Here is a 23,179-nt window from a genome sequence, read left to right as displayed (position 1 = left end):
CGATGAGCGCGGTGCGAGCAGGCGAACAGGGAGGCGGTGTCGGCTGCGTCCACGTCGAAACGGACCGGTGCACTCGCGCGCGGTTGGCTCCCATGACCCGATCCCCGCACTTCCGTCCACCGGCGACAACCCCGGCGGCACTGCTCGTCGTCGAAGGGCGACCGACGAGCTGATCACCCTGGCGTGGTTCCTCGGACGGTACTCGGCCACCGGCCAGGCAGGGCGGGGCCGCGAGGCGCCGCCGGGGCGGTCGGGTGTGCGGGCGTTGCTCGTCCACGTCGGGCAATCCGCGTGTCCCGGGTGGTGGCGGGTGGCGGGTGGCGTGCGGACGAGTGCGCGGACCCTCCCCACCTGCCCCGCCACATCCGGTGTCGACGCCTGCCCGGTCGGCTGCCGCCGACAGTGGGCCCAGCACTACCCGAGGCCGGGGTGGACACCGGCCGCGTGGCGCGCGCGTCGACGGGACGGCATACGGGACGAGCGCGGTACCCGCCTGGCTGACCGCGACTGACGTGCCCGTCCTCGACCGGCTACCGGTGGCCCGGGACGGCCGCCGAGGCGCGCGGTCAGACCGTGAGCGCGCGGTGCACCCCGACGTCGCCGTCCGGGTCGCCGCTGGGAGTCCCCCGTGTGCCAGGCCCCCGGGTGGGTCGCCTGGTTCCGGTCCTCGGCGGACGGATCGGTGCGGGGCGGTCCCCTATCCGCCCGAGCCGGGCCCAGGACCCGACTCGGTGAGACCGATCAGGTCCCTCTCCAGTTCGCGGACGTCGTCGCCGTCGAGCGCCGAACCCCACAGGGGGCCGGTGCTCACCCCGTCGCACGCGGCGATGACGAGGGTGATCGTCCGGTCGGGCAGGCCGTCCTCGCGGAGCCGTGCCCGCCAGCGGCGTCCGTCCTGGTCGGCGAGCTCCTGGAGGTCATCATCGCTGATCAGGTGCGCGGCTATCGCGATGTTGTCCCGCATGGCGACCGGGTCCTCGACATCGGCGAAGCAGGCCCGGATGTAGGCGCGGGTCAGACGTCCTGGACGGGTGTCCGAGGGGTCGATCCTGCTGGTGACCAGCGCCTCGAAACTCCGGGCGATGGACTCGCCCAGGGCGACGAGCAGCGCCTGCTTGCTGCGGAAGTGATACACCAACCCGCCCTTGGACACCCCCGCCTCTGCCGCGATGTCATCGAGGCTCGCGGCCAACCCGTCGCGGCGGATGACCTGGGCGGCCGCACGGAGGATCAGGCGTTTGGTGTCCTCGGCGGTGCGCCCTTCGGTGCGACCCATCGGTTCTCCTTCAGTGCTCGACCGGCGTGGTGGTCCGGGTGGCGGGGATCAACCGCCATGCAACCACGGCGGCGAGGGCGAGGATCCCAGCGGCGATGACCGTGGTGACCTGCATGCCCGATACGAAAGCGCTCTGGGCCAGGCCGAGAGCCGGCGAGCCGGGCTCCAACGCGGCGACCGCGCCGGCGAGGGAGTCCTCGACCTGTGCCCGGACCAGCTCGGGCAACGCCACCTGCGAGAGGTCGAGGCTGGAGCGGTAGAGCGCGGTGACGATCGAACCGAGGACGGCGATCCCGAGCGCGACGCCGAGCTCGTACGCCGTCTCGGAGATGGAGGCCGCCGCGCCGGCCTTCGTCGGCTTCACGGCGGACACGACCGCGTCGACGCTGAGGGTCTCGGCCAGGCCGATCCCCAGCCCGATCGGGACGAGCGCCAGGGCGATCCAGCCGAAGCCGTCGGCCGTCTCGGCCAGGGCCAGCAGGAGGAGCCCGGCGGCCGCGACGACCAGCGCCACCGAGATCGCCCGTCCTCGACCGAGGAGCCGCAACGCGCGGCCGACCAGGACGACCACGATCATGGCGGCCACCGCGACGGGCAGCTGTGCCACGCCGGCCTGGAGTGGGCTCATCCCGCGTCCGAGTTGCAGGTACTGCGCGAAGAAGAACAGCAGCCCGCTGAGGGCGAAGATGGTGATGAAGTTGACCAGGACCGCGCCGCTGAACTCGGGAACGCGGAAGAGGTCGACATCGATCATCGGTGAGGCGGTGGACCGCTGACGCCGGACGAACAGGACCGCTCCGACGACGCTCAGCAGGAGCGCGGCACCGACCACGAGGTCGACGTCCCCGCCCACGGCCTTCTTGATGACGTACACGAACGGCACGATCGCCACCATCGACAGGAAGCTCGAGAGCAGGTCGAACCGGGCGGGGTTCGGGTTGCGGGACTCGGGGAGCAGCGCGAGACCGGCCACCACCAGCGCGAGGGTGATCGGGATGTTGATGAGGAACACCGAGCCCCACCAGAAGTTCTGCAGCAGGGCGCCACCCACCAGGGGACCCAGGGCGATCCCGCTCGCCGCCGCCGCGGACCAGAGCGCGATCGCCCGCGTTCGTTCCACCTGGTCGGTGAAGATGTTGCGGATGAGCGACAGCGTCGAGGGCATGATGGTGGCGCCGGCGACACCGAGCAACAGGCGGGCGACGATCAGCATCTCCGGGCTGACGGCGAAGGCCGCCAGGGCGGAGGCCCCGCCGAACGCCGACGCGCCGATCAACAGGAGCCTCCGGCGTCCGATGCGGTCGGCGACGTTGCCCATCGTCACGAGGAGCCCGGCCAGCGCCAACGAGTAGATGTCACCGATCCACAGCACCTCGGTCGCGCTCGCGCCCAGGTCCTGGGTCAGTGACGGCACGGCCAGGTACAGCACGGTGCTGTCGATCGCGAGCAGCAGCACGGCTGCCACCAGCACTCCCAGGCTCGCCCAGCGTCGCGCGTCGCTCATCCCTGCCACGTCCGTCACTCCTCGGTGTTACTGTACTGACTAGTCGGTACAGTAACAGTCGATTGACCCACCCCGCCGCTCACCACCAGGGAGGTCCGCCATGGCCGAGGTCACGTACCGGCCCTACCGGGAGTCCGACGCTTCTCGGGTCAAGGCCATGATCAACGAGGCGTTCCACATCCACCGCTACGCGGGCACCCCACGACTCCTGCGCCACGCGCTCGAGATCTACCTGCGCCAGTGCCTCGTCGCGAGCACGTACACGCGGGTCGCGGTCCTCGACGGACGCGCGGTCGGCATCGTGATGGGACGGGTCGAGGGCCACCCCCCGTTCGCGCGTCGGGCCCGCGACCGGCTTCGCCTGGCCGGGCACGCCGCGATGATCGCCCTGACGGGATTCGGGCACTACCGCTCCCTGGGCCAGTACTTCACCTTCGCCCGCACCTACGCGGGCCTGCGACGGGACGCTGGCGGGACCCTCGGCGACGAACTCACCCTCTTCGTCGTGGACTCCGCCACGCGGGGGACCGGCGTCGGCAAGCAGCTGCTGACCCACTTCACGGACCACCTGCGGGCCTCAGGCCGCGATGACTACCACCTCTTCACCGACTCGCTGTGCACCTACGAGTTCTACGAGCGGAGGGGTCTCCACCGCGCCCACGAGCGCACCATGCCGCTCGCCCTCGAGGGGCTCCCGAGCTCGGTGGGCGTCTTCATCTACACCGGCACCGCCAACGCTCCGGGTGCCGGACGGGACGCGAAACGCTGAGCCGCCCCTCCGAGCCGGCGAAACCGGCCGGGAGGTGGCGCGTGGCCGACGCCAGCGCGCCAGGTGGTGGTGGCCCGTCGGAGCGGGTGGTCCGACCGACGGCCACCTGCCGGGCGCGGGGCCACACCCGCCGAGTTCGCGCGCCACCGGCCTCGGGGGAGGGCTGGAGACACCACAGACGGGCTTCGGTCGGCGGCTGGCGGTCCACGACGTCGTGCGGGAAGGCGACGGGGGATCGACGAGAGCCGCCGCTCCATCAATCGGGCAGAGGCCCGCGCATGGGGGAGAACAAGGACAAGGGCAAGGACACCGACAGCAACGGATTCCTGGATCCGGGTAGCCGCGGGAATCACGGCCTCCGCCGCACTGCTGGCGAAGTGGCTCGGATCGGCCGGCATCGCTGCTGATGACGGGGTGTCGTGGCAGCAGGGCGTGTTGATGCTCGTCATCTCCTTCGGCCCTGTCCTGGTCCTCCCGGGTGTTGGTGAAGTGCTCGTGCGCGTTCCGCGTGCGGTGGTGATGCCGATACCACCCAGTCGCGCTGAGGTAGCCGGTCCTCGGCCAACACACCTCCTGCGGGCTGGCGTGGTGTTCCTCGGTCGGGCGGACCGCTCGACCGGTTCCCGCCCGACGCACGGGCGCACGATGGCAGGATCGATCGCGAGGACGTGGTTCGGAGCGCCACGCGGGGACGCCGGGACAAGGCGGTCACGGGGACCACCCCGACGATCTCGTGTGACTCGTCGAACTCGTCCGCGAACGCGGGATGGAACAGCGGCCGTGCCGCGTTGCACCTGAGCGACGACAGGTAGGCCGAAGGGCTGGAGGTTACAGGTGGTGCTCGATCCACGGGAGCTGTACGAGGTGGACTCCGACGTCCCCGACCTGAACGGTGCGGTCCTCCTGCATCACCTCGAGGGGTTCATGGACGCCGGTTCGGCGGGCAGGTTGCTGGCCGAGCACCTCGCCGAGAGTGGTGGGGGACGCATCGTCGCCCGGTTCGACGTCGACGGGCTGATCGACTACCGGTCCCGACGGCCAACGATGACCTACGCCGTCGACCACTGGGCGGCCTACGACAAGCCCGAGCTGGTCGTCCGGCAGCTCTTCGACGAGGAGGGCACGCCGTTCCTGCTGCTGACCGGGCCCGAGCCCGACCGGCACTGGGAACTGTTCATCGCGGCCGTGCGCGATCTGATGGACCGGTGGGGTGTCCGGCTCGCCGTCGGCTTCCACGGCATCCCGATGGGCGTGCCGCACACCCGACCGCTCGGGGTGGTGTCGCACGCCACGCGAACCGAGCTGCTGGACACCGTCGCCGGGCTCGGTCACCCGGCGTTCAGGGACCGGTTCCAGGTACCCGGCAGCGTGGCGGCCCTGCTCGAGTTGCGGCTGGGTGAGGCGGGCTTGGACGCCATGGGCTTCGCGGCGCAGGTGCCGCACTACCTCGCGCAGTCCAGCTACCCCACGGCCGCCGTGACCCTGTTGGAGTCGGTGAGCCGAGCCACGGGGCTGGCACTGCCCTCCGGGGGACTGCCGGCCGCGGCCGAGCGGGTGAACATCGAGATCGACCGGCAGGTGGTGGAGTCCGCCGAGGTGTCGGACGTGGTGCGCGCGCTGGAGCGCCAGTACGACTCCTCCTCCCCGGCACCGGGCACGCGAGGGCTCCTGGTCGAGGAGGGCGAGGCGCTGCCCACCGCCGAGGAGATCGGCTCCGAGTTCGAGCGCTTCCTCGCCGAGCAGGGACCGACCGGGCTACCCGAACAGTGAGCCGCATGACCGCACGCGGGCAGCGGGCGGGCCGCATCGGGCGGGCTCTCCTGAGGGCGGCCCCGGAGCGTGCGGCCCACCGCGGGTCACCGCCGGTCGCTCGATGCCGCGGGGACCGAGTGGTCGAGCCGCGGGCCGTCGAGCGAGAGCAAGGCGACGAGTTCGCCTCGACTACGCGCGCCGACCTTCGAGAAGATCGACTTCAGGTGGTCCTGCACCGTGACCGGTGCCACTGACAGTTCCTTGGCGATCTCCCTGGTGCTGCCGCCCCGCAGCACCTGCGCTGTCACCAGCTGCTCACGGCGGGTCAGGCCGTGGGAGCTCAGCACCAGGGGCATGATCTCGGCGGCCGTCGGCGTCGAGGCCGTCACCACGACCTGCCCGGCGGCGATGCCGTGGAGTACCGAGCCGCGCAGGACGATCCACTGCCCGGCTGGTGTCTGTAGCCGCATCACCGCCGGAATACCCGTCGGGTCCGCCTCGGCGTGTCGGGCCATCCGGGAGAGGACCAGGAACACGGCGGGCACGGCCATCACGTCGAACACCGAGTCCGCGAGCTCGAGCAGCAGGGCCTGCCCCGGCTGGTCCGCCGCGACTAGTTCGTCGCTCGAGCCGAGGACGATCACGGCGGGAACCGGAGCGGCCACCGCGAGCGTGGTCGGTGGGCGGTAGGTGCGGCGGAGCGCGGCGCTGATCAGCCGGTTCGCCTGACCGGCGAAGCGGAGTTCCTCCTCGGAGTACGGGCCGCTGCCCTTCTCCCGCATGAGGGCCGCGAAGCCCCAGGTGCCCTCACCGAGATCGAACCGCAGCCGCAGTTCGTCGCCGAACCCGTGCGTGGACAGGTGTTCGCGCATGCGGATGCTGCGTTCCGGGTGGCCCTCGGTGACCTGGCTGAGGGCCGCTACCCGGTCGCCCCGTGCGTGCATCTGCGCCATGGTGGCGACATCGCCGCCGGCGAACTCCAGGTCCATCGCTGGCCCCATGCCCCGTGGGTCGAGGGTGGTGCTGACCATCGAGGTCGGTAAGCCGGTCAGCGGATCGGTGTGGTGCCAGCAGACGGCCTCGAAGCCCATCAACGACGGGAGCAGGCCGTCCAACTCGGCGAAGAGCTCCCTGGCGGTCACGCCCGCCCTCGCCAGGTCACGGAGATCCCCCAGAACCTGTCGCTCGCGCTGCCGCCGGTTCGCCACGGGTGTCCGTTCTCGTGAGTCGTTCCGGCGACGGTGGTCGCCGCGATCAACAGGACGATACTGCGAGCAACTGGTTGGTGGCCGACGGTGTTCCCAGATTTCTGGGATACCGCTCGGCACGGGGTCGAACCATCATGAGTTGGGACACGAGATCCACTCCGGACCCGAAGGCAACGGAGACGATCACCCTGCCGGGGCAGCCGGAGGGGGTTTCCTGTCGCGGTCGCGACGCGACAGCGGATCGTCTCCGGTCGCCCCAGGGGACGGGGACGTGACCGGACCCGGCCGGCCTGGGGGGCGGCCGGGCCCGATCACCGTGACCGGCGGCCCGCGCCGGTCACGGACCCCGTCCTCGACGAGTCCGAGGTGGACCCAGGAGTTCGGTGCCTCGCCCTGGAAGTCCCGCGGATTCGAGGGACCGTTCCACCTCACGAATTCAGCAACGGGCTCGCGTGCGCGGCCTGGTTGTGGGACGAGGCGGCCGAAGGGGAGTTCGACATGGCGTCGCAGACCTGTTCGAAGTGCGGCAGGACCTATGACTACGGCGGCGAGTGCCTCTACTGCTGGGGGCTCGAGGCCGGAACGGCCGTCAACGCGGGAAGGGAACCCCGCAAGCCCAACGCCTCGGCCCCGAACTCGGGCTGCGCCGTGGTGGGTGTGCTCGTACTGTCCGGTCTCATCACGCTCATGCTGCTGCTGGACAACATCATCGCCTGAGCTGGACGGCGCTGCGCGTGGACGGATACCCGACCGGTGGCGGCACAGGATCGGTGGTGCTCCCGCCCGGCGCCGTTCCCGTGCCAGGGGACCGGGCTCCCCTGATCGACGAGCACGGATCGAAGGGTTGCTGAGCCGACCGTGTCCACCGTTCCGGGAGCGCGGGCAGTGGTGGACCCCCTACGAGCCCCTCGCCCCGGGGAAGTCCTCCTCGTCGTCGATGAGTTGGAACCACGCGACCGGCACCCAGGCTCCGGCGCGACGGTGCCCCCGTCCTGTCGGGCCGGTATCCCCGCCAGGTCGGCTCAGACGGGGAACGTGACCTTGGTGAGCTGCTCGGACAGGGTCCACAGGCGCTGTTGAACGGCCCTGTCATGGGACTTCTCGCTGGAGGCGACCACGCGGGGGTATCCCCGAACCCCTCCCATCCCGGTGGGGCCGTAGTACTGACCGCCGGTGACCGCGGGGTCGGTCGCGGCCCGCAGCGTGGGCAGCGCGCCCATGGCCGCTGTCTGGGTGAACAAGGGGACGAGGAGGCCCGCGGTCGCACGGATCGGGCCGGGCAGGTTCCGCATCAGTTCGGTGGCGGCACCCCCGGGGTGGGCCGCGGCGGCGATGGTGGTGCCGGTGCCGGTGCCGGTGCCGGTGCCGTGCGAGGCGAGGCGGCGCTGCAGCTCGTAGGTGAACATCAGGTTCGCGAGCTTGGCCTGCCCGTAGGCGGCGACACGGTTGTAGGTGCGGTCCCACTGCGGGTCGTCGAAGTGGATGTCGGCCCGGATGCGGTGGCCCAGGCTGCTGACGGTCACCACCCGGGAGTCGGGTAAGGGCAGCATCGCCTCCAGCAGGAGCCCGGTGAGCGCGAAGTGCCCGAGGTGGTTGACGCCGAACTGCAGGTCGAAGCCGTCCTGCGTCTTCTGCCGAGGCGTGTACATCACACCGGCGTTGTTGATGAGCAGGTCGATCCTCGGGTGGGCGTCACGCAGCTCGGCAGCCGCGGCGCGCACCGATTCCAGGGAGGCCAGGTCCAGGCGCTGGAGGCCGAGTTGGGCGCCGGGCACCTGGTCGGTGATGGCGGCCATCGCCTGCCGGCCCTTGTCGAGGTCGCGTACCGCGAGGACGACACACGCCCCGTGTGCGGCGAGGACCCGCGCCGTTTCCCAACCGAGGCCGCTGTTCGCACCGGTGACGACGGCCACCCGGCCGTCCTGGTCCGGGACGTCGTCCTCGGTCCAGCGGGTGGCGGCGGTCGTGCTCGTCATGATCGTCCCCTGTCGGTAAGATGAATGCCGATTCACCTCTATGGTGAATCATAATTCACCTTGACACAAACCCGTACCCGGAGCAGCCCATGTCCCCCCAACGGCCACTGCGAGCCGACGCCGCCCGCAACCGCGCCCGGATCATGGCCACAGCACACGAACAGATCACCGAGCACGGGGCCGGAGTGTCGATGGAGCGGATCGCCGCCGCCTCCGGCGTGGCGGTCGGCACCCTCTACAAGCACTTCCCGAACAAAACCGACCTGGTCAACGCCGTGATCGCGGCTTCATTCGCACCGGTCGCCGACGACGCAGAAGACTCCCTGCGGCGCGCCGGCCAGGGCGCGCCCGCCATGGAGGAGCTCACGGGGTTCCTCACACGCCTGATGGACACCGTCGCGCACAACCAGGCGGTCAAAGCGGCCGCCCACGCCCTCAACACCGACCACGCCGTCCATCCCGCCATGCGCGACCTGGAGGCACGCGTGACCAGCGCGCTCGGTCAACTCCTCCGCGCCGCACAGGCACAGGGCGAGCTGCGCACCGACTGCACCGTCGACGACCTCTACCTGGTGCTGTCCACGTTCCCCACCGACCAGGCCCCCGCCGCCCGTGTCCGCTGGCTCGCGCTCGTGCTCACCGGGCTCATCGCCCGCTGACCCGTCCCCACGACCACCGGAGGAGGAACGTGCTCCGGGCTCTCGGGCCGCCGGCGCTCTCCTCGGCAGCCACTGGCCGGGTTGGGTGCCGAGTCCGGTCGCCCGCTGCTTCGGTGTGCGTACCCTGTGCGTGATCCGCCTGGTGCCCGGCGAGCGTCGTGATCGTCCAGGCGCCAGAGCGACGGTAGGTCGAGGATCAACCCGTCCGTGCTCATCGTCGAGCGGGGCCGGCTCGCCGCCCGGAAAATGCCCTTGAACACGGGGGATCACCGTCGTGGCCGTTCTGGTCACGTCGACAGGCGCCATGGTGGAACAAGTGGTGATCAAGTGACGAGTGAACTGGCGAGCGGCATTGAATGAAGGCTGCGGAGAAATGGGCCTCATCCCGTGTGGAGTCGCAGGTCAACAAGTATCGGCCCCGCGTACGCGGGGATACTCCCGTGGCGTAGGTCAGCTTGAGGACCGCCAGGGCATCGGCCCCGTACGCGGGGATGCTCCCTACGACGAGTACGCGCTGTTCCTGAAGCGAGATAGGGGGCACCCTCGTGCTGCTCCTGGTACGGCACCCTGCTGGGGTTCCGGCAATACTGGGCGCGCGGTCGGTCGGCACGCCGGCTTGGCTCCCGCTGGGCCGCCACGATCACCCCGTTCGGGCGACACGGTTCGCTTCTGGGAACGCGACCACATTTCGCCCCGTCGGACCCGATCCTCCCCAAATCCTCCCACCGCGGGGGTTACTCGCGGGTAGGGGCCGAAGTGGATGATCGGTCGCTGATCGGCACCGGAACGCGAAGAAGGCCCGCTGACCTGGTATGTTCCCAGTGTCAGCGGGCCTTCTCGTAACCGTCGGGACGACAGGATTTGAACCTGCGACCCCTTGACCCCCAGGCATACGCGCGATAGGTGGCACCTGAACAACCACCGTCAACTACCAGCCACGGACATCCGTCGCCGTCCGTGGAAGTCCGGCGGTGTCCGGGACGGTAGGCAGGCAGATTGACAGGCAGTATGGTGCTGCTCAGGTAGCCACTGAATCCACTCGCGGTGAGACGTAGCAGTAGGCCGGGACACCCGATTCCTCGAGGGCATGGGTGGTACTGCCAATCCGGCGCCATCCGAGTCGCTCGTAGAGCGCGATTGCCGCCCGGTCCTTCTCCATCACGTCGAGCACTAGACGCCGCCCTAGCTCGACCGCGTGCGCCATTGCCGCTCGGGTCAGGCGCTCGCCCAGGGAGTGGCTCCGGGCCCGCGAGAGCACGAAGAGGCGGCCGAGGACCGCGACCGAATCCGACGCTGCGGCAGCATGCTCACCCCACATCGCAACGGCAGCCTCCCCGGCGGGCCGGCTGACACCGACGTGGCCGACGACGATCCCGTTCACCTCGGCGACCCAGGCGGCTAGAAGGCTCGGAGGGGTCAGCCACGCTACCGGGTCGCCGACCCCTTCCACCGGGTAGCCGTCGGTTGCGTGCACCTGGACGAGGACATCAGAACAGGCAGGTATGTCGTGGTCGGTTCGCCTGCGGACGTTCACGCTGGTCATCGGTCCTCCACTGGCATGTCGTAGTCCAAGCCGCCGAAGTCAGCTCTCATGACAAAGTGAGTGATTTCGAAAGCCGCCCCGTGAGCATCGATCCCGGTATGTAGGATGTCGAGCACGGGCACCCCCTCAGGAAGCTGCAATCCTTCACGTTCAGAAGGGGTTGGCATCCGAGCACCGATTTCCTCGCGGTTGCGCGTGATCGAGTAGCCGAGGTCTTCGAACCTGGCGTACAGGCTTCCCGGCCCCAGCTTTTCAGACGTTGCGAGGACCGTTCCCTTGGCGATTTCCCACGGGATGTACGTGATGCCGACCTGCACGGGCCATTCGTCCTGGTCACGCCGGGCGTAGTACCAGTTCTCGCGGCGGACCACCGACGCCAGGTTCGGGTCCACCCCAAGCCGCGTCGCCACATTGACTGGTGGCACCACGCGTTGGATGGCCGTGCAGTCCACGCGGGGAGTCAACCCCTGCGTCGCTAGCTCTGCCCGGTACGGCGACACCCCGGTCCGGTCCCGTAGGCGTTTCGAATACCTCTCACTGCCGAACCTGATCAGCCGGCGCCTCGTACGGACGAACACTCCTCGCCCGTGTCGGGTGTCGACTAGGCCCTCCTCCGCAAGGAGTCGGATGGCAGCCCGGGCCGTGTTGCGCGCTGTGCCGTATGCCGCAGCGAGCGCACGTTCGGACTCGAGCTGCTGTCCCTCTCGTAGCTCCCCCGACTCGATCGCCGCCCTCAGATCAGCAGCTATGCGCCTGCTGGCTACCTGCTCTCGCTCTCCCACAGCACCAGTCTACAAACTGGCTTGAGCCAGGGGCTTGACTGGCTTAAGCCAGCATGCTCTACTGATCTCATCGAGCTGGCTTAAGCCAGTTGGATAGGGTTCAAGAGGTAGTCAGGGGACGCGCGGCGACCCAGCCGAAGGTCCTCTGACGCTGGTTCTTTGACATTTCCATAGTGGACTTTTTGCGCCCTTTTTCCGGTGCCTGATACGGCACCGGGACCCATGTTGACCAGCGCAAACATCGGTTGCGCTGGTCTTCATGGCTCCCCAGAGAGAAAGGAAGAAGCAATGCATGACACGTACGAACTCGAGGAACCCGCCGACCGGGACCTCGCGGCCATCGAGCTCGAGGGCCCCCTCATCGACGCCGGCGTGGCAGTGGTGGACGCCGAGTGCGCGGTGCTGCTCACCGGCGGGGGCGACCTCGCCGTTCAGCGCCTGTCCCGCGCCCGGCGCCAGGAAGCAGCGGAGCGCGTGCGGTACGCCCGCCGCCGGTCGATCGCCCACACCACCCCGGCGACCCGCCGGCTGGGCCAGGTCATCCCACTTCACCGCGTGCGCGTCCTCGGCGCGGCGGTGGACGCCGCCGCCTGAACCCGCCCCCATAGAGAGGAAGCAATGCGCATCTGGCACCTGGCACGCACAGACCGATGCGACGTCGAGGAGACCGTCGCCGGCGTCGTCGTCGCCTCGTCCGAGGACGAGGCCCGCCAACTCATGGCCGCCATCGCCGGCTGGGAGCAACCGGAGTGCTGGCACGACCCCGACCGCGTCACGTGCATCCCGATCGGCACGGCGGACGAGGGCGCCGTGGCCGGGGTCGTGCTCCGCGACTACGTCGAGGTCTGACGCCCGTGGGCGGGCCTGCTTGCCGGCTCCGCCCGTCCACGGTCCATCCCCCCCCAACACACGAAAGGGGCACTCAGTGTCTCAGGTCATCATTGCGACCCGCGGCTTGCCCGGGTCGGGCAAGACGACGTGGGCGGAGTGGGTCGCCCTCCAGCTCGCCACGCACGGCGCCTCCGTCCTTTCCATCAGCCGGGATGAGGTTCGCGCCGCACTCGGTGTCACCCACGGCGAAGCCGAGGCGCGCGTCACCCGGATACAGCACTCGCGGATCCGCGAGGCCCTCGACTTCGGAATGGAGGTGATCATCGTGCACGACACGCTCCTCACGGAGCGGGCTGAACGGGCCCTCCGACGGCTGGCGGACGCCGGGGGTGCCCGACTCCTCATCTCGAGCTTCCTCCACGTGCCGCTCGCTACCTGCATCGCCCGCGATGCCCTACGGGCCGCCCCGGTCGGCGCGGACGTCATTCGCCGAATGTGGAGGTCCTGGCAGTCTGCCAGCCGTCGGAGGGTCTCCCTGCCCGACGAGCCCACCCGCCCGCGCAACCCGAAGCAAGGCATGAACCCGACCGCCGCTGTGTTCCGGGTCCTCGGTCAGCACTTGCAACGCCACCCGTCCCTCAAGGTGAGAGCGATTGACTTCTACCGCGATGGCGATGACTACACGGCGCGGCGCGCCACCGTCGTGGTGGGTCTGGGCGTCGCGCCGCTGCTGGCCTGGGCGAGAACGATGGCTAGCCCCCGGATCGAGTGCGGCCCGACCCGCCCCACCGGCCGGTCCGATCTGGCAGCGACGGGCGGACTCGGCGACCTCGGCGCTGTCCAGGTCACCGTGTGGAGCTCGGTGGACGCGAGTGTGGTCGCGGACCTGCCGTCCCACGTCGAGCTGGACGACCTCGTGCGCCTGGCCACGGAGCACTACGACGTCGACCGGGGGGCGGCATGAGCCGGGCGGAACGTGTACCCGACGTCGTGCCGCTGGTGACCGTGGGCGCGGTTCTGATCGTGGCGATCGTCGCCGCGGTCGTGTCCTTCGAGCACCTCCGCGTCCTGGGAGTGTTGGCGGGGGAGGGGTGGCGGGCGCCTCTTCTTCCGCTGTCGGTGGATGGCCTGGTCGTCGCCGGATCGCTGGTGTTGTACACGACATCGCGTTCCGGGGACCCGTTGCCGTTCGTGGCGACGATGGCGGTGGTCGCGGGGTTGGCAGCCAGCCTTGCCGCAAACATCTTGGCCGCGGGGATTCACGTTCCGGCTACGACGCTGACGGCGGAACAGCGGGCGGAGATTCTCGGCGACGTGCCCTGGGGCGCGTATGTGGAGTGGGTGACGTGGGCGGTCGCCGCGTGGCCGCCGATTGCGTTGGCGCTCGCCAGCGAGCTCCTGTTGCGACAGCTCAGGCCCACGTCGCCGACCGGTGAGCAGGGAGAACCGTCGTCTGCCGACGGGTGGGCTCAGGGACGCTCTGTCCCACACTCTCCGACACCCACGATGAGCGGGTGCGGCGGTGGTGGTGATCCAGACGTGCAGGCGCGCGCGCTCACTGACGACACGTCGCTGGCGTCCCCGCTGCGCTCTCCGTACCCGGCGACCGACCGCCTGCCGGCGACCGACCGCCTGCCGGCGGCCGTTCCGCCCGAGGAGTACATGGAGCCGCAAGCGGAAACCTCGCCGGAGAACGAGGGTGACGTCGGCACCGACACGCAGACCGAGGCGTGGCCGCGTGTGCCCACCGTTCCGGCGGACGCGTCCGCCGCAGACCGCCGGAACGCTGCCAGGGAGTACGCCCGGACCGCGCTCGACGCGGGCTTGGAAATTTCCGGCGCGACGCTCGGTGACCTCTTCGGTCGCACCGACCGCTGGGGCCGTGACCAGCTCGCAGCCATCCGAACCGTACGTGAGGAGACCTGATGACACACGCCACGCGCACCGACAGGTTCGTTGAGGAAAGCCGGGCGGCGCTCAGCCGGGCCGCCCGGAGCACGGAGACCGGGCGCGGCGCGTGGCTGACTCGCGCCGCCTGCTGGAGGCGCTTGGCGGCGGTGTCCCGGCGGATGCGCGACGAGCGCGCGCTCGCACTGCTGGACGAGGCGGCCGAACACCTCGGGGCGTCACTCGCCGAGATGCCGGACGTGATCGAGGCATACGTGAGCCTGGCCTGGGAAATCGACGACGCCACGGTGTTCGGAGACGACTGATCAGTTCAGCAAGGCGGGGGGCGGCCCGATCGGGCCGCCCCCCGCCGCATATCAGGGAGGAAGCACATGAGTAGCGAGCCAGACGGCGAGGTTGTCGACCCGCCCGCGGTCGTCCTCGTGCCGACCGGGCAGCAGGACCCGGAGCAGGAGCAGGAGCAGCCGAAGGAGACGGAGAAACGGGGGGCAAGGCCGGCGCCGCTCGTGGTCCCCGGCTCCGCCGCTGCCGTGGGGGCGGCCGAAGCCGCGACCATCGTGGGCTCGACGGCGACCTACGTGGCGGGGCCGGCTGGCCTGGCCGCCGCGGTGGGGGTGGCGGGGGTGGGTGCGGCGGTGGCGGCGGCCCGCCGGGCCCGACGACGTTCCCGCGCCGCCAACGGTGCCCGTGGCGGGGAGCCCGGAGCGCCCGCCACGGGCACCGGACTCGGCGCCCGCCGGAAGAACGGGACAGGCGGGCTCCTCGGAGCCAGCGGTCTCCTCGGGGCGGCCCGCCGTCGTCGGGCCCGGCGGGCCGCCGGGGCGGCTGATGGCCGCCTGACGCGGTCACCCGCCCGGACGCCCGGGCTCGGTCCGGCGGGACCACGCGGGTCGGCCCCGCCGGGCAGCGGGTCGGCCCCGGCAGGGGGGCGGGGCGGCCGACGGACGGCCGGGGGCGCCCGTGGTCCCGGAACATCCGCCCCAGGCAGCCCTGGCAGGGCTAGCGCGACTGGCGGGGAGTCCCCGTGGGCCGGTGGGGCCTCGCCCGCCCCGGGGGCCGGGGGCGGGCGAGGCCCTAAGCCACCGAAGTCGCGGTCCCCGGGGCGGTGGCCGTGGCGTGGTGGGGGCACCCCCAGCGCGGCGGGTGGCGGCACCAGCACCAGCAGCGGCCGGCCGGGCGGTGGTGGGGGCGGACGGCCGACGACGACCGGTCCGCACCCCCTGCCGCTGCCCGGCGGGGGTCCGGGGCGATCCACCCCGCCCACCATCCCCCCCGCCGCTGGTGGGGGAGCCCCGCCCCCGACCGACGGGGGCGGGACACCGCCCAGCTCCGGCGCGCCCTGGTGGACCGGGCTCCGCCGCTGGTGGCGGGACCGCCCCCGCGATCCCCGCTGGGAGCCCCCGTCCCCGACCGGACGGGGACGGGGAACCGCAAGAGACCCGCTCTGGGTCGTCGCCGACGCGGTCCGTGGCCACAGCAGCGGCGGACCCACACAGCACGTTCCCGCCCCCGCCCCCGCCCCCGCCCCGGCCGGGGCCCTGACCAGACCCGCACTCGACGACGCCGAGCCCGTGGCCACCGCCGCCGCGGCGACCGGCATGACGCTCGATCCCGCTTCCCGCCTGGCTCTTCAGCCGGGTATCGCACGAACAGGAGGTCACGGCATGTCCCGCTTCCTCATCTCCGATCTCGCCGCTGAAATGCACGTCCGCGCTAGCAGGTACGACCCGGAAAGAATGACCGATTTCGCCTCCGACCTCGGGCAGTGGGGCGAGAGCATCGCACACCTGGCACTCGCGCTGGCCACATTCACGCGGACCGGGCAAGACCGGTGGCCGCTGAACCCCGCCGTCATCGAATCCCTCGCCCGCGTGTACCAGCCGCTCGGCAACGCGGCCGCCGCCGCCGCCGAAATGCCCGCCACCTTCCGTGGCGCGCACGCGGTCGACCTGCACCGCGCCGAGGCGCCGAGGCCCGGCGAGAACAAGTGGAACGTCTGAAAGGAGGTACCTGATGCCGAAGGAAAGGCACCTGGACTGGTCGGCCCATCACACACCCGGGCTGGCCACCCTCAACGCCGCCGGGGGCGCCGCCGCAACGAGCATGGTCGGATCTCTCGCTGACGTGCCGCCCACCTGGGCGCTCGGGGCTGCGGGCGTCGGCGCCCTCGGCCACGCGGTCGCCACCATGGGCGCGACGGCGGCGCGGCGGTGGCACCGCACCGGCTGCTGGGCCGCCGCCGGGGGCTGGGTGGCCTGGTCCATCGCGACCACCCCGTGGTCGGTGACGTCGCTGGCGTCGCTGGCCTGCCTGAGTGTGGCCGGGTACGCCACCGCCCGGCTCGTCACCGCCACCGATCAGCGGTCGGCTGACCGGGCGCACCGCATCATGCTGGCCACCCGCCGGGCCAGGACGGGGGCGGAGTGGGAAGCCCGCCTGGCCCGGGTGTGCGGCATCGCGGGCGCCCGGGTCGTTGGGGTGGAGCAGTGGGAGACCGGGACGGGGTACACCCTGGATGTCGAGCTGCCCGAGGGGGGAAAGTCCTGGCGTGACCTGGCTACCGCTGCTGAGGCCCTGGCAGCGGACGCCGATCTGCCGGCGGGCTGCGGAGTCGAGGTCGGCCCAGGGGTGTCGCGGCGCCTGGCGCTGATCCGCGTCGCCACCACCAACGTGCAAGCCGCCACCCTCGACTACCCCACCGACCTCACGCCGCTGACCATCAACAATCCGATCCCCATCGGACTGCACAGAGACGGCAGTGACGCCGGAATCTCCCTCCGACAGGACACGATGCTGCTCACCGGTCAGAAGGGGGGCGGCAAGACGAACCAACTCCAGGTCATCAACGCGGGTCTCGTGCGGTGCGTCGACACGCTCGTGTGGCACATCGACCTCAACGGCGGCGGCATGAGCCTGCCGTGGATCCGGCCGTGGTGGGAGCGGGACGACGTGCCGCGACCCGCTGTCGACTGGGTCGCCGATACCGGCCGGGAAGCCGCGAAGATGACGGCGGCGGCGCTGCGGATCGCCAAGAGACGGAAGGTAGCGCACCGCCGCCTCATGCGGGAGGCGGGGGACGACAAGATCCCTGTGTCGCCGGACGTCCCGGAAATCGTGATCGTGGTCGACGAGTGCCGCGAGGTCATGGGGGAGCGGACCAAGCACCGGCAGGTCGCAGACGACCTCGAGGAAATCCAGGCCATCGGGAGGTCGGTGGGGGTCAACATCGTCTTCTGCGGCTTGCGCGCGACGACCGAAGTCATCGGGTCTACGAGCATTCTTAAACAGGCTCGCGCGAGGGTGTCCATGTCGGTGCAGGACCCCGAGGAGCTGGGCTATCTGTTCGGCTGGCAGTGCAAGGCGTCCCCGGGCGACATCCCGTATCCGGGCTGTGGCCTCTACCTACAGGACGCGAGTGGCAACCCCAGGCCGTTCAAGGGCTTCCGTCTCGTGGGCGACGCGTTGGAGAACCTGGCCATCGCCGTGGCCGGGTCCCGGCCGGCCCTCGACGCCGCCAGCGCCGAGGTCGCCGGGCCGGACTACACAGGCCGGTGGGACTGGGACCGGACCTCCCACCTGTTCGACGACGGCGACGACGCCGAGGACGTCCCCCTTGCGTCTGCAGCAGCGGAGCCGGGCGGCGCTGCGACGACCTCGCCGCTGGACCAGCTCGACGACGCCGCCACGGTGTTCGCGCAACCCGCACCGCTCGTTGCGGGCGGTGGAGAAGTCGACTGGTCCGACCCGTCGGCGTGGCCCTCGATCACCGTCCCCACCACCGCCCCGGTCGAGGTGGCGGGCCTGCCTCGGTTGATCAGCCGGCTCCTCGAGGTGATGGGCACCGCCGACCGTGCCCACACCGCGACCCTCGCCGGAGACCTCGACATGGAGCCCGACAAGCTGGGAGGTCTCCTTCGGGCTGTCGACGTGAGGCCGCTTCCGCACGCGTTCAGCGTGCGGGGTGAGACCCGGCGTGGCTACGCCCGGGTCGACCTCGAGGCGGTTGCGGAGCGTATCCGCGCCGGGCAGGTGGAGGTGCCGGCCGAGGTCGCCGAGTGGGGTCGCGAGTAACCCCCACACCCCCTCCCACAGTGGGTCCCACACCCCTCCCACACCCCCACACCCCTCCCACGTGGGACCCCCACACCCGAATATGGGGATCTGCCTGGGGATATCGGGTCCCTGTGGGGGTGTGGGACCCCCACAGCCCACCCCCCTTCTGCGGGGGGTAGGGCCGCACACCCCGGGGGAGGCGTGGGACCCCCACACCCCCCACACCTCGCCACGCACACACGGTCGCACCGGCCTCCCCGGTGCTGATCAACCACACCCACGTACGACTACACAGAGTCACATAGTTGGAGGGATTGTCATGGCTGGCCTGCCCGAGATCGTCGTCACCGGGACCCTCGTCGCCGACCCGGAGATCCGCTACACCGGAACCGGGGTGGCCGTGTGCAACTTCACCGTCGCGGCCAACGACCGCCGCCGTAACCAGACGGGCGAGTGGGAGGACGGGGACGCCACGTTCCTGCGCTGCTCGGTGTGGCGACAGTACGCCGAGCACGTCTCCGAGTCCCTGTCGAAGGGGCAGCGGGTCCTCGTCACCGGGGAACTGCGGCAGCGCAGCTACGAGCACGACGGGCAGAAGCGCACCGCGTTTGAGCTGTCCGTCAACGAGGTGGGCCCGTCGCTGCGGTGGGCCACCGCGAAGGTCACCAAGGCCACCAGGAGCCCCGCCGGTTCCAGTGACGAGCCGTGGACCACGGGAACCCGTGGCGCGACCGTCGACGAGCCGCCCTTCTGACACCGCAGACGCACCACACTCCCGGGTGCCCGGGCCAGCCCCAGCCTGCCAGCAACAGGCTGGCCCGGGTGCTCCCAACTCCGATTGGAGCACCGTCATGTTCCCACGTTCCCGTCGGCGGCTGCGCGCCGAGCTCGCCGCGGTGCGCGCCGAGCGCGACGACCTGCGGCGCAAGCTGCGAACCGACCCACTCACCGGCCTGCCCAACCGCAGCGGTCTGCTCGACGTCGCCGCGCGCACCACCCACGGCACCGTCGGGTTGCTGCTCCTCGACCTCGACCGGTTCAAGCCGGTCAACGACACCCACGGCCACCGGGTCGGCGACCGTGTCCTGCGGGCGGTGGCGCACCGGCTGACCCAGGCCACCGACCCCACCGAGGTCCCCGTGCGCTTGCACGGGGACGAGTTCGCGATCTGGCTCGGACCGTGCGACCCGGCCCGCGCGACCCGGCGGGCGCGGGACCTCACCCTCGCCCTGGCCGCGCCGTACCGCATCGGCGGCCTGGTCCTGACCGTCCCGGCCAGCATCGGCGCCGCCGCCTCGAGCGCCCCGGTCGACGTGGCGGGCCTGCTCGCGCACGCCGACCGGGGCATGTACCAGGCCAAACGCCGGCGCGCCGCCGCCACGGCGCTGCCAGGTCCTGCCCGGCCGGCCACGCCCCGTGTGAACCGGGAGACGGCCTGATGCGGCGGCCGCAGCGCTCGAAGCGCACCAAGCCGTCCTGGTCCCAACCGCCCCGGGGGCGGCCGTCCCGCTGGTCCTGCCGCGCCCACGGCACCCGCCGAGGCCGGCCCTGCCCCGACTGCACCGAACCCAACGAGGGGAGCACGACGTGACTACCGACCCGACCCGACTTGGTCTGATCGAGGCCACCACCCGGCACACCGTCACCGCCGTCCTGGTCACCCCCGCCCTGCGCCGCACCAGTGGGCTGCGGCCCAGCGAGTACGAACCGCGTCGCCTCGAGGTCACCTACACGCGCGAGCCCGGCTGCGACTGGCACGTCGTCGTCTCGGTCACCGGGCCGATGGTGCTCCACACCGGACGTCCGGTCCGGCGGATCATCGGCGAGTACTGGGGCGGCGCGCGGATCGAGACCGCTCCCGGGTGGGTTCAGACGTTCGTGGAGCGACACCACCCGGAGGTGGTCGGCCGTGTCTGAGTCCGAGCTGATGCGCGCCGCGCTCGCGGCGGCGCGGCGGGGGTGGCACGTCTTCCCGTGCCGTGCTGGTCGGAAGCCGCCGGCGGTCCGATCCTGGGAGGACCGTGCGACCACCGACGCCGATCGGATCCGCCGGTGCTGGGCCGCCGGTGAGTGGAACATCGGGGTCGCCGCTGGCCCGAGCCAGCTCGTGGTGATCGACCTCGACGTGGCCAAACCCGGCGAGCACCCCCCCAGGGGGCTGGGACATGCGGGGATCAGCGGAGGCCTCGACAGCCTCACCGCCCTCGCAGAGGACGAGGGCGCCCCCCTCGCGGACCTGCTGGACACCTACACGGTTCGCACGCCCAGCGGTGGCGAGCACCTGTACTTCCAGGCCCCGCCCGGGTGCGGCGTGCGCTGCTCTGCGGGGCGGCTCGCCCGGTGGATCGACGTCCGCGCCGCGGGCGGGTACGTCCTCGGCGCGGGCTCGGTCGGCCCCGGCGGGCCGTACACACCCACCGGGGCCGACCACATCGCCGAGCTGCCGGGGTGGATCACCCGCCGGCTCGCTGATCGGCCGGCACCGGCGATCTCAGCGCCACGTCAGACGGCCGTCACGCACCCAGACGCCTACGTGCAGGCCGCGCTCGACGGGGAGTGGCGGCGGGTGCGTACGGCCCAGCCAGGCGGCAGGAACCAGGCGCTGTTCGTCGCCGCCGCCTCGCTCGGGCGGCTGGTGGCGGCGGGTCGGCTGACCGAGGTCGAGGTGCGCCGACACCTGGACCAGGCCACCACCCCCCATGTCCCAGCCGCGTACACCCAGCGCGAACGGGACGCGACCGTGACCAGCGGCATCCGCCACGGAATCCGCCGGGGAGGCCACCCGGCCGGCAGGGACACCGCAGCCTGACCGACCGCGCGGTGGGGGCCCCACGGGGGCCTCCACCGCCGAACCGTAAGGACACACATGACCTCGCACGCCCCGGACGGCGCCGCCACCCTCGACGCCGTCACCGCCTACATCCGCCGCTTCTCGGCTCTCCCGTCGCACCACTGCGCGCCCACGCTGGCGCTCTGGTACGCGCACACGCACGTGGCGGAGAAGTTCTACATCACCCCTCGGCTGATCCTGTCCAGCGCCGAGCCCGGGTCCGGCAAGACCAGGGTTCTGGAAGTCGCTCAGTACCTGGTGGCGCGCCCGGAGATGACCATCATCCCCTCGAGCGCCGCGCTCTTCAGGATGATCGCGGACCTCCCGACGATCCTCCTCGATGAGATCGACGCCATCTGGAACCCGAAGTCGGCCGGCCAGTACGAGGACCTGCGTGCCCTGATCAACTCGGGGTACAAGCGGACCGCGACGATCCCGCGTTGCGTCACCGAGGGCGGCGCTGTGAGGGTGGAGCACTTCAGGGTGTTCGCACCCGTCGCACTCGCGGGGATCGCGGGGCATATGCCGCCCACCATCACCACGCGCGCCATCATCATCCACATGCGCCGCCGCGCTGCCGGGGAGCAGGTGGACTCCTTCCGCGAGCAGACGGTGGAACGGGAGTGCCGCCCCCTCCGCGAGGCCCTGCACGGGTGGGCGCGGTCGGTCGCGGACCGGGTCGAGACGGCCCTCCCGGCGCTACCCGACGGTGTTCGGGACCGGCCGGCGGAGATCTGGGAACCGCTCCTAGCACTCGCCGACGCCGCAGGCGGGCACTGGCCGGACACCGCCCGCGCCGCATGCCGATGGTTCGCGGTGGAGACGGTGCCGGAGGAAACCTCGATCGGCGTCCGGCTGCTCTCGGATGTCCGCGAGGTCTTCGCCCGTCGCAGGACTGACCGGGTGCCGACCACGGCGCTGCTGGCTGACCTCAACGCCCTCGAGGAGGCGCCGTGGGGCGATCTGGCAGGGCGCCCCCTCGATGCGCGCCGACTGGCGCGGGAACTGGGGCGGTACGGCGTGCGTCCGGGGCCGATCCGGGTGCACGGCGCGGTGACGAAGGGGTACCAGGCGTCGGGTTCGACGGGGCTGGAGGACGCCTGGAGCCGCTACCTGCCGCCACCGGCGGTTACATCGGTTACGACGGTTACACCGCAGGTCAGCCCCGTAACCGAGGACAGCCACGTAACCGACGGTGCGGTTACGGCGGAACGTGCGGTTACGCCCCTGACCAGGGATGTAACCGCTGTAACCGATGTAACCGACTTCCGGGGGGTCGTCCCCTCCACCGCGTCCTGAACCGAACCGAGGGCCGCCCGCGACCGCGCGGGCGGCCCTTCACATCTTCCACGTGAGAGGACACGCCATGCTTCCCACCTACGTCCCCGTACCGGTCCTGCTCGCGGAGCGCGACCGGTGACCGCCCAGCGTCGGTGGCGGACCTCGCTCGACTGCTACGACCCGACGGGGGACCGCCACCCCGTGCCCACGTACCCGTGGGGCGCGGCACCGCCGCACCTCGTCACCCGGCGCCAGCTGCGCGAGCAAGGGCTGTGCCCTGGCGGACAGGGGCCGGTGGCGCAGATTCTCCGGGTGCGTCGGCGGCGTCCTACCGAGCCCCTGTTCGCGCTGCTGTACGACATCCGCACGGCCCGCGAGAAGCGTGTGCCGACGCCCGCGCAGGCTGTGGCGATCGCCGCCATGCTCCGCGCGCAGCGGCTCTGCGGGACGTGCGGGAAGGACGCCGGATACCGCGTCCCCCGAACACCGCCCTGCGCCGGCGACTGCGTTGACTGCGCCGGCCTAGCTGGCCGCATACCTGGATATGGAGGTCCCGTTGTCCACGATGAACAGATTCAGCCCGAATGCCGTACCGAAGCGGCACCTGTACCGGGTTACCGACGTCATGGTGCTGCTGTCGATGAGCCGCTCGGTGATCTACGAGCAGATGAGGGCGGGCCGGATCCGGTCGGTATGTCAGGGTCGCGCCCGGCGCATACCGGCGTCGGCACTCGCCGAGTACATCGCGCTGCTTGAGTGCGAAGCGAAGGGAGATCGACCTTGACCAGACGGCGTAGCCGCGGTGAT

Annotated in this window: 23 protein-coding genes and 1 pseudogene; 18 read left to right on the top strand and 6 right to left on the bottom strand. The window is 71.3% G+C overall.

What is annotated here, in order from left to right:
- Window positions 1–697: 697 nt before the first annotated feature.
- The gene (locus G443_RS05125) at window positions 698–1,276 is read right to left on the bottom strand and encodes a TetR/AcrR family transcriptional regulator (protein ID WP_026420268.1); all 579 of its coding nucleotides are present in this window, start codon (window positions 1,274–1,276) and stop codon (window positions 698–700) included.
- A gap of 10 nt (window positions 1,277–1,286) precedes the next feature.
- Window positions 1,287–2,780: an MFS transporter gene (locus tag G443_RS05120; RefSeq protein WP_035292895.1), complete on the bottom strand. Its 1,494-nt coding sequence runs from the start codon at window positions 2,778–2,780 to the stop codon at window positions 1,287–1,289.
- 100 nt (window positions 2,781–2,880) lie between these two features.
- Here G443_RS05120 and G443_RS05115 point away from each other — a divergent pair, with 100 nt between their 5' ends.
- Window positions 2,881–3,549, top strand: a complete 669-nt coding sequence (locus G443_RS05115) for a GNAT family N-acetyltransferase (protein ID WP_026420270.1) — start codon at window positions 2,881–2,883, stop codon at window positions 3,547–3,549.
- A gap of 834 nt (window positions 3,550–4,383) precedes the next feature.
- Window positions 4,384–5,319 (top strand): proteasome assembly chaperone family protein, encoded by a 936-nt coding sequence (locus G443_RS05110; protein ID WP_026420271.1) that lies wholly within the window; start codon window positions 4,384–4,386, stop codon window positions 5,317–5,319.
- Between the two features lie 86 nt (window positions 5,320–5,405).
- Here the strand turns inward: G443_RS05110 and G443_RS25335 are convergent, their stop codons facing one another.
- Window positions 5,406–6,443, bottom strand: coding sequence for a helix-turn-helix transcriptional regulator (locus tag G443_RS25335; RefSeq protein WP_155886252.1), 1,038 nt, complete (start codon window positions 6,441–6,443; stop codon window positions 5,406–5,408).
- Between the two features lie 564 nt (window positions 6,444–7,007).
- On the opposite strand from G443_RS25335, the gene G443_RS05100 reads away from it, so the two are divergent.
- A complete protein-coding gene (locus G443_RS05100) occupies window positions 7,008–7,226 on the top strand; it encodes a hypothetical protein (RefSeq protein WP_030225820.1) in 219 nt (72 codons plus the stop codon).
- Window positions 7,227–7,531: 305 nt separating this feature from the next.
- Here the strand turns inward: G443_RS05100 and G443_RS05095 are convergent, their stop codons facing one another.
- Window positions 7,532–8,485, bottom strand: a complete 954-nt coding sequence (locus tag G443_RS05095) for an SDR family NAD(P)-dependent oxidoreductase (RefSeq protein ID WP_035292897.1) — start codon at window positions 8,483–8,485, stop codon at window positions 7,532–7,534.
- Window positions 8,486–8,574: 89 nt separating this feature from the next.
- On the opposite strand from G443_RS05095, the gene G443_RS05090 reads away from it, so the two are divergent.
- Window positions 8,575–9,144, top strand: coding sequence for a TetR/AcrR family transcriptional regulator (locus G443_RS05090; RefSeq protein WP_026420274.1), 570 nt, complete (start codon window positions 8,575–8,577; stop codon window positions 9,142–9,144).
- A gap of 1,018 nt (window positions 9,145–10,162) precedes the next feature.
- Here the strand turns inward: G443_RS05090 and G443_RS05085 are convergent.
- Together G443_RS05085 and G443_RS25330 are read right to left on the bottom strand one after the other, a co-directional pair.
- On the bottom strand, window positions 10,163–10,687 hold the full coding sequence (locus G443_RS05085; protein ID WP_026420275.1) for a GNAT family N-acetyltransferase: 525 nt from the start codon (window positions 10,685–10,687) through the stop codon (window positions 10,163–10,165).
- Window positions 10,684–11,469 carry a GntR family transcriptional regulator gene (locus tag G443_RS25330; protein WP_026420276.1) on the bottom strand — a complete coding sequence of 262 codons (786 nt, stop codon included), beginning with the start codon at window positions 11,467–11,469 and terminating at the stop codon, window positions 10,684–10,686. The genes G443_RS05085 and G443_RS25330 overlap by 4 nt, the downstream gene beginning before the upstream one ends.
- Window positions 11,470–11,757: 288 nt before the next feature.
- Between G443_RS25330 and G443_RS05075 the strand changes: the two genes are divergently transcribed.
- From G443_RS05075 to G443_RS05015, 14 genes and pseudogenes are all read left to right on the top strand, one after another.
- The gene (locus G443_RS05075; protein ID WP_035292899.1) at window positions 11,758–12,063 is read left to right on the top strand and encodes a DUF6284 family protein; all 306 of its coding nucleotides are present in this window, start codon (window positions 11,758–11,760) and stop codon (window positions 12,061–12,063) included.
- A 24-nt stretch (window positions 12,064–12,087) separates the two neighbouring features.
- On the top strand, window positions 12,088–12,318 hold the full coding sequence (locus tag G443_RS05070; protein WP_026420277.1) for a hypothetical protein: 231 nt from the start codon (window positions 12,088–12,090) through the stop codon (window positions 12,316–12,318).
- Window positions 12,319–12,394: 76 nt separating this feature from the next.
- Window positions 12,395–13,264, top strand: a complete 870-nt coding sequence (locus G443_RS05065) for an AAA family ATPase (RefSeq protein WP_051314294.1) — start codon at window positions 12,395–12,397, stop codon at window positions 13,262–13,264.
- 26 nt (window positions 13,265–13,290) lie between these two features.
- On the top strand, window positions 13,291–14,226 hold the full coding sequence (locus tag G443_RS05060) for a DUF2637 domain-containing protein (RefSeq protein ID WP_051314295.1): 936 nt from the start codon (window positions 13,291–13,293) through the stop codon (window positions 14,224–14,226).
- Window positions 14,226–14,513 (top strand): hypothetical protein, encoded by a 288-nt coding sequence (locus tag G443_RS05055; RefSeq protein WP_026420279.1) that lies wholly within the window; start codon window positions 14,226–14,228, stop codon window positions 14,511–14,513. Before G443_RS05060 ends, G443_RS05055 begins: the two co-directional genes overlap by 1 nt.
- Window positions 14,514–15,779: 1,266 nt before the next feature.
- Window positions 15,780–16,208 (top strand): hypothetical protein, encoded by a 429-nt coding sequence (locus G443_RS05050; RefSeq protein WP_155886254.1) that lies wholly within the window; start codon window positions 15,780–15,782, stop codon window positions 16,206–16,208.
- A gap of 13 nt (window positions 16,209–16,221) precedes the next feature.
- Window positions 16,222–18,279 carry a hypothetical protein gene (locus tag G443_RS05045; RefSeq protein ID WP_051314296.1) on the top strand — a complete coding sequence of 686 codons (2,058 nt, stop codon included), beginning with the start codon at window positions 16,222–16,224 and terminating at the stop codon, window positions 18,277–18,279.
- Between the two features lie 301 nt (window positions 18,280–18,580).
- Entirely contained in the window at window positions 18,581–19,015 is a 435-nt protein-coding gene (ssb, locus tag G443_RS05040; protein ID WP_026420281.1) for a single-stranded DNA-binding protein, read from the top strand.
- Window positions 19,016–19,112: 97 nt separating this feature from the next.
- The gene (locus tag G443_RS05035) at window positions 19,113–19,700 is read left to right on the top strand and encodes a GGDEF domain-containing protein (RefSeq protein WP_051314297.1); all 588 of its coding nucleotides are present in this window, start codon (window positions 19,113–19,115) and stop codon (window positions 19,698–19,700) included.
- A 148-nt stretch (window positions 19,701–19,848) separates the two neighbouring features.
- Window positions 19,849–20,178 carry a hypothetical protein gene (locus G443_RS05030; RefSeq protein ID WP_026420282.1) on the top strand — a complete coding sequence of 110 codons (330 nt, stop codon included), beginning with the start codon at window positions 19,849–19,851 and terminating at the stop codon, window positions 20,176–20,178.
- Window positions 20,171–21,070: a bifunctional DNA primase/polymerase gene (locus tag G443_RS05025; protein ID WP_051314298.1), complete on the top strand. Its 900-nt coding sequence runs from the start codon at window positions 20,171–20,173 to the stop codon at window positions 21,068–21,070. Before G443_RS05030 ends, G443_RS05025 begins: the two co-directional genes overlap by 8 nt.
- Window positions 21,071–21,127: 57 nt before the next feature.
- Entirely contained in the window at window positions 21,128–22,390 is a 1,263-nt protein-coding gene (locus G443_RS05020; RefSeq protein ID WP_051314299.1) for a DUF3631 domain-containing protein, read from the top strand.
- 117 nt (window positions 22,391–22,507) lie between these two features.
- Window positions 22,508–22,879 (top strand): annotated as a pseudogene (locus G443_RS25720) (RRQRL motif-containing zinc-binding protein); the annotation flags it as partial.
- A gap of 58 nt (window positions 22,880–22,937) precedes the next feature.
- Window positions 22,938–23,156 carry a helix-turn-helix domain-containing protein gene (locus G443_RS05015; protein WP_026420283.1) on the top strand — a complete coding sequence of 73 codons (219 nt, stop codon included), beginning with the start codon at window positions 22,938–22,940 and terminating at the stop codon, window positions 23,154–23,156.
- Window positions 23,157–23,179: the final 23 nt, after the last annotated feature.

This window comes from Actinoalloteichus caeruleus DSM 43889, from assembly GCF_000429185.2.
Taxonomy (GTDB): domain Bacteria; phylum Actinomycetota; class Actinomycetes; order Mycobacteriales; family Pseudonocardiaceae; genus Actinoalloteichus_B; species Actinoalloteichus_B caeruleus.
Note: the sequence above shows the minus strand (reverse complement) of the source record. Positions and strands in the feature narration are given on the sequence as shown.

What these genes read in the sequence shown, in the direction of transcription:
- G443_RS05125 (WP_026420268.1), bottom strand. Translation starts at nt 1,276, where the DNA reads ATGGGTCGCACCGAAGGGCGCACCGCCGAGGACACCAAACGCCTGATC.
- G443_RS05120 (WP_035292895.1), bottom strand. Translation starts at nt 2,780, where the DNA reads ATGAGCGACGCGCGACGCTGGGCGAGCCTGGGAGTGCTGGTGGCAGCC.
- G443_RS05115 (WP_026420270.1), top strand. Translation starts at nt 2,881, where the DNA reads ATGGCCGAGGTCACGTACCGGCCCTACCGGGAGTCCGACGCTTCTCGG.
- G443_RS05100 (WP_030225820.1), top strand. Translation starts at nt 7,008, where the DNA reads ATGGCGTCGCAGACCTGTTCGAAGTGCGGCAGGACCTATGACTACGGC.
- G443_RS05095 (WP_035292897.1), bottom strand. Translation starts at nt 8,485, where the DNA reads ATGACGAGCACGACCGCCGCCACCCGCTGGACCGAGGACGACGTCCCG.
- G443_RS05090 (WP_026420274.1), top strand. Translation starts at nt 8,575, where the DNA reads ATGTCCCCCCAACGGCCACTGCGAGCCGACGCCGCCCGCAACCGCGCC.
- G443_RS05085 (WP_026420275.1), bottom strand. Translation starts at nt 10,687, where the DNA reads ATGACCAGCGTGAACGTCCGCAGGCGAACCGACCACGACATACCTGCC.
- G443_RS05075 (WP_035292899.1), top strand. Translation starts at nt 11,758, where the DNA reads ATGCATGACACGTACGAACTCGAGGAACCCGCCGACCGGGACCTCGCG.
- G443_RS05070 (WP_026420277.1), top strand. Translation starts at nt 12,088, where the DNA reads ATGCGCATCTGGCACCTGGCACGCACAGACCGATGCGACGTCGAGGAG.
- G443_RS05055 (WP_026420279.1), top strand. Translation starts at nt 14,226, where the DNA reads ATGACACACGCCACGCGCACCGACAGGTTCGTTGAGGAAAGCCGGGCG.
- G443_RS05045 (WP_051314296.1), top strand. Translation starts at nt 16,222, where the DNA reads ATGCCGAAGGAAAGGCACCTGGACTGGTCGGCCCATCACACACCCGGG.
- ssb (WP_026420281.1), top strand. Translation starts at nt 18,581, where the DNA reads ATGGCTGGCCTGCCCGAGATCGTCGTCACCGGGACCCTCGTCGCCGAC.
- G443_RS05035 (WP_051314297.1), top strand. Translation starts at nt 19,113, where the DNA reads ATGTTCCCACGTTCCCGTCGGCGGCTGCGCGCCGAGCTCGCCGCGGTG.
- G443_RS05020 (WP_051314299.1), top strand. Translation starts at nt 21,128, where the DNA reads ATGACCTCGCACGCCCCGGACGGCGCCGCCACCCTCGACGCCGTCACC.
- G443_RS05015 (WP_026420283.1), top strand. Translation starts at nt 22,938, where the DNA reads ATGAACAGATTCAGCCCGAATGCCGTACCGAAGCGGCACCTGTACCGG.